Raw genomic sequence first — 12,250 nt, 5'->3', positions numbered from 1 at the left:
ATCCGAGCTGGCTCCAACATTGACCGTGCCATTAGAAATGTAAGCCTTATCTAAGCCACCATTGCTGCCCGTCGTGCCATTGCCGGATATGCTGATGGTGCCCCCGTTAGAGGTGGTAGCAGTATTTCCGCCGCCATTGATAGTGATGCTATTTCCCGTAGACGCAGAAATTGTATTGCTATTACCGTTAATCGTCGCAGAGGCACTGGCTGCCATGGTAATGGTGTTGCTAGCAGCATTCACTGTGTTGCTGTAACCGGACAATGAAACCGAATCAGCACCTGTGGTATTAAATGTATTTCCGTTCCCGGAAATCGTGACCGTATCGGATGCCACTGCATTGGTGATGTTATTATTACCGGTAATCGTAAGGGATGTATTGCTCCCCGTTGTGGTTACCGTGTTGGCATTACCGGCGATGCTCACAGTGTCATGATCGGCTGCGTTAATAACATTGCCAGAGTAATTACCTTTCACATCGGTATTGGCTGCTATATTGATAGTACCGTAATACATATTCACCGTATCAATGCCGCCATTCGCGCCGGTGGTGCCATTGCCAGAGATATTAATCACATCCCCGTTCGCAGCACTGACCGTATTGCCGCCTCCATTGATCGTGATGGTATTGCTTCCGGCAGCCGTGATAGTATTGGTGTTACCGGTTACATAAAGATTATCATTGGCACTGGTAGTAATGGTATTGCTGTTACCTACGACGCTGGTGCTGGATGAGCTGTATAGACCTATTGTATCGCTTGTGGCGTTAACGATGTTAAGCAATGAAGTGGTTGTAGTCTGACCGTTGCCAAACGTATAGATCGTATCTCCGGCAACAGCATTGATTGTATTGCTTGAACCACCAACCGTTACTATATCAGAGGCTGCCAGATTAACTGTATTGCTTGAGCCGCTTATCTTAGCATTAGTGCTGGCAGCAATATCCAAGGTACCACCAGAGACGTTAACCTGGGCTCTAATGTTAGTACCATCCATGTCGTTATTAATGGTGATGCTATCGTTACTATTCAACGTTACGGTCACAGCGCCATTGGAATTAGCTTGCATGCCGATGTGATTAGCCGTAGCTCCTGATCCAAGCACCAGAATATTAGTCCCATTGGCATATTGGATATTATTTACCACCGCATGACCATCACCTATGCCAAAATTGAAAGTGTTATTAGTATTTCCTGCTGTTGCAGTATCGCCACCGGGGCCAAAATTGAATATATTATATCCGAAGTTGCTGCCTATGAGATTGGTATTTGTAGCGGTCCCATTCCAAGTAAATGTGAGCTTCGGATTGGCATTATCCAGCTGCATAGTAGTGCCATTGCTGAAATGAATAGACTGTACTTTACTGTTCGTACCCCCCAGATCATTATTGAAGGTAATACTGTCATTATTATTTAGTGTTACTGTCAGATCACCGTTAGAATCAGCCTGCAGGGTAATATTGCTAGCTGTAATACCAGTTCCTAACACTAGTGTATTTGTACCACTACTGTTTTGCACTCCATTTACTACAGCATGGCCATCTCCTGTGCCAAAATTAAAAGTATTGTTACGACTACCTGCAGTAGCCGTATCTCCTCCAGCACCAAAATTAAAAATATTATTCCCTGTATTCACACCTACAAAAGTCGTATTAGTAGCTGTTCCATTCCAGGTAAAGGTAAGGAGTGGATTGGGATTATCCAATTGCATGGTAGAGCCATCGCTGAAATGGATCGATTGTACCTTGCTATTAACACCGTTCAGATCGTTCTTGAACGTGATACTATCACCCGTATTCAAGGTGACAGTCAAATCGTGATTGGCATTGGTTTCAAAGCTTAGGCTATTAGCTGTGATACCTGCCCCGAAATTCAGGGTATTGATACCATATGGACTTCCCCATTGGTTCAGCCCCTGTACGCCAAGATCCACAATGGCATTGCCATCACCAATACCGAAGTTGAAGGTATTGTTACCGCTGCCTGCAGCAACCGTATCGCCGCCAATTCCTAGGTTGAAGATGTTATTTCCAAAATTAGTACCAGTCAGCACAGTATTATTAGCCGTAGCGTTCCAGGTAAAATTCAACAAATGGCCACCATCGACATTCAGATTCAGCGTGCTGCCGTTACTGAAAGCAATTTGACTCATCTTGCTGGTCATACCCCAGTAATCGCTGCTACCGGACACAAAGCCTAAATCACTTTCAATCGTAATACTGTCACCGGTATTTAAAACAATTATTAAGTCTCCAGCAGCATCAGCCTGCAAGATTAAATTGTTAGATGTAACCCCGGATCCTATATTAAGGACATTGATTCCATATGGAGCACCGTTATTGTTAAGAGCTGGGGAATTAAAAGCTATCATTGCTTGTCCATCACCAGTGCTAAAGTTAAATGTGTTGCTAGCGTTACCAGCGATAATCAAATCGTTTCCGGTTCCTAGATTGAATATGTTATTTCCGAAATCTGTTCCAATAAGCGTATTTGTATTTGTGCCGTTCCAAGTGAAGGTAAGTGCAGAACCTGCTTGAGTATTAAGGTTTAAGGACGTGCCATTACTAAAATGAATCTGGTTCAGAAGGCTGGTTGTTCCCCAGTAATTATTATCGCCAGACGCATAGAATAAATTATTCTTAAAAGTAATACTGTCACCCGAACTTAGTGTAATTGTAAGATCCCCAGCGTTATTGGCTTGCAGAGTAATATCGTTTGCTGTGATATTACCAGCTATAGTCAAACCATATGCAGAAGTTGATATGCCATTATCAATAACCACCTTTCCATCACCTATGCCGAACACATAATTTCCTGCTTGTATGGAAGATAAGGTAAAGGGAAGATTTAAAGTATTAAATGCGTTCTGCAAAGCGGTATTAACGCTATTAATAGATACACCAATACCATTGGCTACTGTATCTGTTACAGAGGTCATAATATTCCAGTATTGTTCGGCCTGGAATGTTCCAGAAGGAGTGTTCTGTGCGATAGTATTTGCGATAGCATTAATATCTATTGTGCCGCTAAGACTATCCGTATCATAGTTAAATTTAACATTTGGAAATAATGATGCTAAAGGACCTTGTATTAACAACCGGGCTTGGACCTCAGGAAATAAGGTATTCCAAGCACTGTTTAATACCTGCCCCTCGTGCGGGTTCGTAGGATTGTTGCTCGTCCCATAACTAGAAAAGCCTTCACCATTAAACGCCTCAAGAAAACCTAGCACTCGTGCGTCGACATATTGTCCACGGCTGGCACGATCAACATTTTCAACACCTGCCCATTGGTATAAAATACTTCTGATCTGACTGGAAAAACTAGCCGCATTGGAGATTTTCTCATCCGCAAAGTTATGCACTTGTTGCAACAAACTAGAATCCAAACTCATGGCAATATACAACGGCGGCAATGTGCCATAGCCCCGTAAATTAGGTAAAACTAATGCTGCCGGGTTTAGTGTATAGCTACCCGTAAATTGTGAGTCCACTTGGCTGTTATTAAAGTAAGCCTCTGCCACTTGATGCGTGGTGCCATTAGTATAGGAAAATGTAGCAACCTGACCTATTTCATTTCCATTTACTATTTCATTTACCGGTGATGTATTAAGACTGATTGAGCTAATACTCAGGTTGGCAAGGCTACGCACTTCTCCCGCATCTGCCACTCCATTACCATTTGTATCGGACCAGACATAAAGATTACTGAAGCTTGAATCAGAGGAATTAATAAGCCCATCCCCATTCGTATCTGCTGCCCGTAATGCTGTAAAACCATCTTCGTTTGAGCTGCCAAAAAGGCTATTAATACTGGTCGGAGTACCAGTATTTACAAGTATTCCTGTTTTTGATCCTACCCAGCCTGTATGTACCGCAAAACCTGTTCCATGCAAATCAAAATAAGCATTTGAGTTTGCAAGAGACGTTAATTTTATACCTGTGCCATCCAAATCCAAAACGATCGGATCAGTCATGCTGCTATTGAAGCCTTTATTTTCTCCAGGAATATAGGATCCAGGTGCCATCGGAAGGCCAGAGGGAAAAGCAGTCGATGGCGGTAAATGTCCACCTGTTGTATGCATCGTGCCGCCAGTATCTTCGTGGCCATGCCATTCACTACCATCGGGATAATGCGCATCATAGTCTAATCCGCCATTGGGGTCGTCTGTAACCTGCAAACTAGATGGATTACCCATATCTGTAACAGTGCCGTCTGGACCTATGACTACCGTTCTGCCACTACCAGTGTCGGTTTCCATATCCCCCATATTGTCACCATTACTGTCTTGCATTCCCACCTGCACTATAGTGCCACCAGGTCCCTGCATATCGCTAATAGTAGTACTGTCACCAGGGCCAAAAGAAATAGAGCTTCCATTGGGGTCATTGATGTTAAAACCGCCATTTCCACCAGGAGTCATTGTGAATTCGCTACCATCGAAATTCAATGTGGAGCCTGAGGGAATGTTAAAGGTATTATTGTTTCCATAAATGCTAGCCGAAGAACCATTTGTTAGGGTGATATCGGCATTATCAAAGTTTGCTACATCGCCGGAACCAGAGATAGTAACATCTGTACTACCACCGGTGCCTACATTAGTAGTTTGTGTAAACTGCAATGATCCGTTTGCGTTAAAGCCCTGCAAGATATCCGTACTACTGCCATTTGCATTTACGGTATGCTGATCAGTTTGAGTGTGGGTTAATTGTCCGGATTTGTTGTAATAGTCTGTTATGGTAGTGGTTGTTTCCCCGTCATAGGAAAAAGTGGTAATTGTAGTTGAACCATCAGGATTGGTTTGGTTCATCTGTGTTATATTGCCCGAACTATCATATTGAAACCAAGTGTTGGTCGTACCACTACGATTAGACATATTATTGATAAACAACTTTCGCACTGCATCAGCTGTTCCATCCGTCATGACATCTTTAGTCATTAGGGCAAGCACGCTTGAATCTATTGCAGAGTTATCTGTATCATAAAGATTGTCGAAATAGTGTTCTGCTCCCATATAAACACCAATATCTAAAAGGCTTAACAATCTTGCCTGTTCGATAGTAATTTGTGGATTGGCTTCCTGGGCCATTGCCATTGTTTCTGCAGCACGTTGATCCATAACAATACGTACGCGCCCATCAATAGTGTCCCAAGGCTGTCCAAGCTGATGGGACTGCATGTAATTGACTACATTATTCCAATATCCCGTGATCGTCTGCCATAACCCCTGATTAGTACCTTGATTCAACGAAGGCTCTACAGTTGCAACAGGATTTCCGCTGCTGTCTTTGCTAATAGTTACGATGACAGTATTATTTAAGGTGGAATTACTCATAATCTTTGCTTATTAATGTTGAATGTGAGACTTGGATATATCGTACTGAACTATATCTAAAATATTCAGTGTTGTGCCGTATAAGGTTAGTAATGCAAAAAGCACAATTATAATTCTGCTAATATAACCCCAAAATTTATATTTAGTGTTGGATGCACACTTCCATACCAATACAACGAGAAAAATGCGGAACACGAGTGTTAGCGCAATGTCTGGTATGGTTATAATATTCAAAGAAAATACACTGAGGGGGAAATGTAAGTAACTATAAACAATGGGTTTAAGAAAGAAACCTATCACCCAACATAATATTAATAGAGTAACAAACCATCCCCAGAAAACGACTCCTAAAGCTTCTTCTCCTTTTATAGCTTTTCTAAAAGAATAAAAAATTTTCTGTAGTGTTTGCATATCTTCAGGCTTTGCGGTTCATTCGTATTGTTAATACGGGCAGCTTAGGTTTTTTAATCAACAGTATTTCCCAAATTGGTGCAACAATTTTCTTCCCTTCATAGTTTACTTATTATTATAGTTTTGTATGCAGAACAGCATTAGCGGCTTGAGCCATTGAGGAATTATATAGGCAGTTCATTATACTGCCATATTATATACTCGTTCCTTTATATCTATCCCCCTAAAACTCTCCACTTTTAAGAAAAAGATAAAATTTTACCTTATTTAGCGATTATTTTTAAAAAAAGTTGCTACTTGTCATAATTCAGCAATACTTCTATGTTAATCTTGGTGTTATAGGAGCGATATAGGAGGTCCTTTATGGAAAGCCTAAAGCAAGTTAACCAGGTCAACATCATCGACGAAGCATCAGAATGGCTGCGCAAAGACATCATGCGCGATAAGGTGGAAACTATCACCTTCCTAGCCCAGGCACTTTCGTCCATTAACCCTGGCACCCGTATTCACCGCGACGTTATCGAACGCATCATGCAGATCACAGCTGATGCCGGGAAGATCGACCCCGTACAGACGATAGACGCGCTTAGCAAGTCCTTCCTGTGGGTGGGACGCGAATATATCACCTCATTTGCCGCACTCATCGTCACATTGGAAAACCCCGCGCTCAACACCGATCCCAATGCCGCACTAGCAGCGCTGGAACGCATTCTCATGGTCTGCTACTGTGCGATCCTGCCCAAGGACATCCACGGTTATGACAAGGTTAGCAACGAATATTGCATCGAATGGCAGCGCCGCACGTTCTTCTCGATCATCAACACGGTGGAAACCAAGCCGCATATCGACCCGATGATCAGCTCCGGCGTGCTGAAGATCTCGGAAATGATGACGGATGTGAGCGGCAAGCTGACGGATATCAACCAGCGCATCAAATTCATCGCCCACGCGAACGAAAATTTATCTTGGCACTAGGAATTATGGCGTTTGCTATAAGCGCTAGGTCGATACATTAATATCTTGCCGTATAAACCTCTGACTCGCTCCATAGACGCTGCCATTCACGCATATAAGCAGTTGCTACCTCTTTATTATGGCGGATCACCATCACGTTTTCAGCGTTCTTGTTTTCAGCTGCAGAGGTGTAGTTAAAGCTACCTAGTTCCGTAAGATCATCATCAATAACCATGAACTTATTATGCATGATGGCGTATTTGTAATCTATGCGAACCGGGATACCGACGTTAGCCAGAAATGTCGCAGAAGTGTATTTGGCTTTAGCCTGGCTCTTATCTACAACCACTTCCACATCGATACCGTGCTTATGTGCGTCTAACAGTGCCTGGGCGATAGGTTTGGAAGTAAATGAATAGGCTGCCACGTGGATAGATTTCTTCGCTTCTTTTATTGCCTTCACAACCAGATCCGTTGCCCCCATTTTGGGCGAGAATGCGATCTCAATAGTAGCCTCATCTTGGGGTATCACTCCTTCGTGAAAAGAGAACGCATAAACGGAAGACGTTATTCCGGTTATCATTACAATGATTGCGAGAGTAGAGCATAGACGACGCATAGAGAACTCTTCCTATAGTGAACGGTTTCTCTTTCTACATTGCCTCTAATGTAGAGAGCCAGAGCTTTCTGTAGTCTGCAGCGTTTTTATCGCTTCAATGATTGCAAACCATACGGAAACTGCCTGCTTATCGCCGCGCTCCCGGAAGATCTTAAGCTGGTTTGTGGCATAACCTTCTGCTTCTTGTCCATGCTGCTTGATCAGTAATTGTGCAGAGCGAAATATATCCTTGCGATTCGGCATTCTCCTACCCGGTCGTTATTTCAGCCGCAGGTAATAAGCCAGCAACCCTACTGCTTCGCGTGTAACTCCATAGACATCAAGTACCTCGAAATATACCGGATAGGTTGCTGATACCTGTGTAATGCCTTCCTGTCGAAAAGCTAGTAAGCAACGAGGTAAGTGGAAATATTGACTCACCACCAATGCCGAATGGAGATGCTTTTCCTGCATGACCTTAACTGTATTGAGCGCAGTGGCGCGCGTATTATCCCCATGCGAATCGATAATAATGTCTGAATCCTTTATACCATGCTGGCGCAGGTAATTAGCCATTACAGTAGCTTCATCATATCCGGATTTACCGACGCCACCGCTTACCATGATGAGAGGAGCAAGATGCAATTTATAAGCATCGAGCGCTGCATTTAGTCTTGCCTGCAGCCTCGTCGATGGTTCACCATTCTTATAGACTTCGTTTCCTAAGACCACTATAAGATCGGCCGATGCTGGTTGCTGAAATAATCCATCTATGGTAACGCTGAGACATGCGATACCCCATATAAGTCCCAGTACAATCCCTATCTGCTTCTTCGTCATGCATTCTTTCCCCGTTTAAGATTCCTATACCGGAATTCCTGGGGTATTACAATATGCTGCTCTAACGCCCTGCTTTCGTCGAGAGTGAGGATAATTCTGCGATCTTTTGAAACTGGGACAGTATTTCGGGATGGTATTGTGTAAGGTAGCGCACGACTTTGGTATTTGCGAGTATATTAAGCAGGTATGATTTTGCTATGGTCAGATTAAGGATATCGGTTCCATAATTTTCTTCTATCAATTGGTACTCACGCTGGATGCTGGCCATCTCCTGCTCCATATGCGCCATTTTTTCGTCATCCAGTCCTTTGATGTGTTTCTTTTTGCCAGGAACTAGCTGTGATGGCGGTGTTGCTGCCAATAATGCCTTCATATACGAAACAGTATAAATGCCTGCTTCATTCATCAATCCAGCCACTTCAATCTGGCGCACCGGTTTCAGACGCCGCAACAGTGGAAATATGCCACCAGGCACCATCTTATCTTTTAACATGTCCGCTGCTTCCTCACAGATACCGTTGAGCAAATTCAGTTTTCGAATAACGGCCTGTACGTCCATGCTCAAGGCCCGAGCGAGCTTTTCTTCCGAGACTCCACGTTTGACCGCCCTTGCAATCATGCGATACTCTTGGATCGGTGCCAAACGGTTCACATGCTTGTTGTAAGTGAATGCTTCATCATCCGTAGAAATCAGGCATGTGACTTCATTTACACTTAATTCTTTTAGCGCTTTGATGCGTAAATGCCCATCCAGTAAAAGATAGCGTCCTCTAGCAGCTCTATCGCGGCATACTACGGGTGGTTCAATAATACCAACCTCCTTAATGGAAGCCATAATCTGTTTATACTTAACCGTCTCATGTGTAAGCGCCGATACTTGTTTTAACGGTATAATCTGATCGAGCTGCAATACAATCATTTCGGAATCGAAACCGAATTTGATTTCCTGTGTCGGAAGCCTTGCCTGAGCTGCCTTGTTCATGTCGCTGCCTTCAACTTAATTAATTCTGATATGGGCTTAGGCAAGGTAGATAATCCTTCCGTAGCCAAGACGCTTTGGAAGCCCTTTTCGCGCAATAGCATTCTCAACGATTCCACTACAAATATGAGTGTGATGCTGGCATATTCCGCTTTACGGGTGAGTAGTTTTTTGCGGTCTACTTCTCTCTGATATGCTTTTACAATATCTTGTCCCGATACTTTCTTTTCGGAACTGTCGGCACGTTTGCTAGAAGTAATGGTTTTGCCACAATGCCTACGCAATTCGACCAGACGCCTGGCCTCCATAAATCTTCTGCCGCGCAGTTGATGATTATCATAAGCATCCTGCAAAGCTTGCTGCACAGCTTTTCCGCCTTCGGCTTCCATAATCTGTACTGCAATGCTAATAGGCATCTTTCCGGCTTCGACGGCAGTCAGCAGTCGCTCTTCCCCTTGTTTCAGCAATTGCATAAGGCCTTTAGTATAATCGTGCCCCAACCCTGTTTTGGCTGCTATTTCTTTAATACCGTATCCTTGTTTTTGTAGTATCTCTATCCCCTGCAGCAAATCTATCGCACGGTAATGGCGCCGTGCATGGTTCTCTACCAGACTCATAATAAGCGCCTGCTCTTCCGTCGCATCAATCACTACAGCAGGAATTTGTGCCTTTCCACATGCTATGAAAGCTTCAAGACGCCCCTGCCCGCATACAAGGTCATAACGCTTTCCCTCTGCAGAAGATGCCGCTCTTACCGTAATGGGACGTTTCAATCCTACCTGAAGAATATTATCCGTAATATTGGTAAATATCCTCTGATTACGTGCTCGCGGATTGAGAATATTGATCTGATCCACCGCAATCATCTGTATGGGAGGTTTCTGTCTCATGCCGCCTCGGCAATCGCACTGCGTTCAGTTAATAAGAAAAAAGGCTCCAGTTCATCGAACCGGTATGCATCGAGTGCCAGCCCATTATATTCAGCCATGCGTATCTGAGTTGATTCCATATCCAGTGTCGGCAGAAGGTAGTAGTCGTGGGGCTTCTGATTGTTGACATCCATGCGGATAGCCAATGTAATGTCAGGGTCCAGACTGCTATCCAGATGAATACGCCAGCGATGACTTCCGGAAGGCATTTGCTTGCAGCGGCAAATGACCACTGATACTTTGAGCTCTTCGTTGATAATTAAAAGCTCCGACGGTTTTTCCTGCCGTACCCATCCTCCCATTTTCTCAATGGTCTGGATTGTCTCACTGACAATATTCTGGTGCAGCCTACGTAGGTGCCGGTTGATTTCGATATACCGGTAATCCTGCCGCGGCATATAACCTATCAACTGGTAAGCACGTATTAGACTGCCAAAACGGTGGAAATACGCACTGCTGGAAGGCATCCCCTCCGTTTCATCAATTACCACACCTGACAACCAGCCGAGTCGCTCTTGCAATTGGCGCAATTTTCCCAGCATATCCTCGTCGCTGAGTTTACGGCAACGCTCGCGGATGATACCTTGAGCCGTATAAAAGTAGCTGGGCTCAACCACCGCTTCAAATGCCTGATCGGCCCGCACCCACATTTCCGGCGGATTATTCACGTGCCGCTTCTTTAATTTAAAGGAGGTACGGTTAAAGACGTTATTGCCGATATATTTCTCATTGGTAAGTACCTGGTGCACTGATCCGCGCGTCCATTCACGCCCCCAATCTGTCAATAAACCTCGCTGATTAAGCGAAGCAGCAATCTGTCCCTCCTGCATCCCTTGCTCGGTAAAGGCCTTGTATATCCAGCGCACGGTTTCGACCTCATTTGTAGGACCTGGGATCAATATCACCCGATCCGTCTGCAGGCTCTTATGCTCGCCCGGCTTTAACTCTGCTTTCCTAGTCCCATGCTCATCCACGAGCATTCGCCGTAATCCATAACCCGCTGGGCCGCCTTGCCGGAATCCCAGTTCGATCAGGCGACATTGTCCGGCAAATACCTTGGCTGATAATTCACGGCTATACTCTCCCGCCATAGCCCGTTTGACGCCTTTGACAATAGTCGAAACGGGACTCCCATCATTCTCGAACTGCTCTGCCACATATTGCACATCAATTCCGGCGCGACGGCAAATATATTCATAATAGGCGCTCTCATCCGCATCCTGGAATCTACCCCAGCGCGTGACATCCAATACCAGAATCACCGAAAACTGTGCTCTACCGGATTGCACATCGTCTATCAATTTCTTAAGCGCATCCCGTCCATCAATCTTAAGACCACTCTTTCCCGCATCCGTATAAGTTTCTATAATTTCCATTTGATGACGATCCGCATATTCTTGGATCGCGCTTGCTTGATTCTCTGTGGAATATTTCTGGTGGTCGGTAGACATCCGGACATACATCGCGGCTTTACGTATCTGCTCGTTCCCGGATTGAAATTTCGATATTAAGTGCATCCTTGCCTCCTACTGGGTTTCCTTCAGTCCTCTACAACCAGGCGCATTTTTTGCAACCTAACATGGTAGGCCGGAAATGTCTTGCACGCAGACTGGTAAAGTTTTACCTGCCCGAATCACGAGTGAAACTATCGCCGCTTCCGTGGCAGGCGTTTTACGAAGGGAACATCACAAATCCGGTAGTGCATTGAAGTCGATTCAGCGTGTTACCGGTGCCAGTTATGATAGTGCATGTAAATGGCACCGCGCTCGCAACGCTCCTAAATCTGCCAGCTTACTAAGGCTCGCCGCGCATTACCCACAAATCCTGCGCGTTATATTGGAATTGATTGGACGAAGTGATGTATGGAACCTCTGCCTGCAGCACGCCATCCCTCAAAAGATGCTGACTGAACTCCCAAGGAAGACCTCACTCTCGTCTGCTTATGACGACACATTTGTCGTATTAAATGTTCTGGTGGATTTACAGACCGGCTGTCAATTGAACCAACGACAGTTATGGTTTCTCGGGAAGCTGCAACAAGGTGGCAGAGCCTGGGCGCAGGATCTCTGCTCTGTATGGCAGGTTAATCATCGCACTGCACAGCGTGATATTGCGGGACTTGTACAAGCTAATCTGATTCGTTTTACGGGTGCGAAGAAGAACGGTCGCTACGTAGTGTTCTGAAGCTATCCGCTGATAACAGTA

9 protein-coding genes are annotated in these 12,250 nt (G+C 44.6%); 2 read left to right on the top strand and 7 right to left on the bottom strand.

Going from position 1 to position 12,250, the window contains the following annotated elements; all coding sequences use genetic code 11:
- The coding region (locus VFT64_05875) for a hypothetical protein (protein HEU5047358.1) at positions 1-5,334 on the bottom strand (5,334 nt) is incomplete at its 3' end.
- Between the two features lie 774 nt (positions 5,335-6,108).
- Here VFT64_05875 and VFT64_05870 point away from each other — a divergent pair.
- The gene (locus VFT64_05870; protein ID HEU5047357.1) at positions 6,109-6,720 is read left to right on the top strand and encodes a hypothetical protein; all 612 of its coding nucleotides are present in this window, start codon (positions 6,109-6,111) and stop codon (positions 6,718-6,720) included.
- 37 nt (positions 6,721-6,757) lie between these two features.
- On the opposite strand, the gene VFT64_05865 is transcribed toward VFT64_05870, so the two are convergent.
- The 6 genes from VFT64_05865 to VFT64_05840 form a co-directional block, all read right to left on the bottom strand.
- On the bottom strand, positions 6,758-7,318 hold the full coding sequence (locus VFT64_05865; protein ID HEU5047356.1) for a phospholipase D family protein: 561 nt from the start codon (positions 7,316-7,318) through the stop codon (positions 6,758-6,760).
- Positions 7,319-7,363: 45 nt separating this feature from the next.
- Positions 7,364-7,561 carry a hypothetical protein gene (locus VFT64_05860; protein HEU5047355.1) on the bottom strand — a complete coding sequence of 66 codons (198 nt, stop codon included), beginning with the start codon at positions 7,559-7,561 and terminating at the stop codon, positions 7,364-7,366.
- 15 nt (positions 7,562-7,576) lie between these two features.
- Positions 7,577-8,137 (bottom strand): YdcF family protein, encoded by a 561-nt coding sequence (locus tag VFT64_05855; protein HEU5047354.1) that lies wholly within the window; start codon positions 8,135-8,137, stop codon positions 7,577-7,579.
- Between the two features lie 61 nt (positions 8,138-8,198).
- Positions 8,199-9,119 (bottom strand): plasmid partitioning protein RepB C-terminal domain-containing protein, encoded by a 921-nt coding sequence (locus tag VFT64_05850; protein HEU5047353.1) that lies wholly within the window; start codon positions 9,117-9,119, stop codon positions 8,199-8,201.
- Complete coding sequence (locus tag VFT64_05845; protein HEU5047352.1) at positions 9,116-10,006, bottom strand: ParB N-terminal domain-containing protein; 891 nt, start codon at positions 10,004-10,006, stop codon at positions 9,116-9,118. The genes VFT64_05850 and VFT64_05845 overlap by 4 nt, the downstream gene beginning before the upstream one ends.
- Positions 10,003-11,508 (bottom strand): recombinase family protein, encoded by a 1,506-nt coding sequence (locus tag VFT64_05840; protein ID HEU5047351.1) that lies wholly within the window; start codon positions 11,506-11,508, stop codon positions 10,003-10,005. Before VFT64_05840 ends, VFT64_05845 begins: the two co-directional genes overlap by 4 nt.
- Positions 11,509-11,638: 130 nt before the next feature.
- Between VFT64_05840 and VFT64_05835 the strand changes: the two genes are divergently transcribed.
- Positions 11,639-12,229, top strand: coding sequence for a hypothetical protein (locus VFT64_05835; GenBank protein HEU5047350.1), 591 nt, complete (start codon positions 11,639-11,641; stop codon positions 12,227-12,229).
- Positions 12,230-12,250: the final 21 nt, after the last annotated feature.

This window comes from Rickettsiales bacterium (genome assembly GCA_035765535.1).
GTDB lineage: Bacteria > Pseudomonadota > Alphaproteobacteria > Rickettsiales > JABCZZ01 > JABCZZ01.
Note: the sequence above shows the minus strand (reverse complement) of the source record. Positions and strands in the feature narration are given on the sequence as shown.

What these genes read in the sequence shown, in the direction of transcription:
- VFT64_05860 (HEU5047355.1), bottom strand. Translation starts at nt 7,561, where the DNA reads ATGCCGAATCGCAAGGATATATTTCGCTCTGCACAATTACTGATCAAG.
- VFT64_05845 (HEU5047352.1), bottom strand. Translation starts at nt 10,006, where the DNA reads ATGAGACAGAAACCTCCCATACAGATGATTGCGGTGGATCAGATCAAT.
- VFT64_05840 (HEU5047351.1), bottom strand. Translation starts at nt 11,508, where the DNA reads ATGTATGTCCGGATGTCTACCGACCACCAGAAATATTCCACAGAGAAT.
- VFT64_05850 (HEU5047353.1), bottom strand. Translation starts at nt 9,119, where the DNA reads ATGAACAAGGCAGCTCAGGCAAGGCTTCCGACACAGGAAATCAAATTC.
- VFT64_05835 (HEU5047350.1), top strand. Translation starts at nt 11,639, where the DNA reads ATGTCTTGCACGCAGACTGGTAAAGTTTTACCTGCCCGAATCACGAGT.
- VFT64_05870 (HEU5047357.1), top strand. Translation starts at nt 6,109, where the DNA reads ATGGAAAGCCTAAAGCAAGTTAACCAGGTCAACATCATCGACGAAGCA.
- VFT64_05855 (HEU5047354.1), bottom strand. Translation starts at nt 8,137, where the DNA reads ATGACGAAGAAGCAGATAGGGATTGTACTGGGACTTATATGGGGTATC.
- VFT64_05865 (HEU5047356.1), bottom strand. Translation starts at nt 7,318, where the DNA reads ATGCGTCGTCTATGCTCTACTCTCGCAATCATTGTAATGATAACCGGA.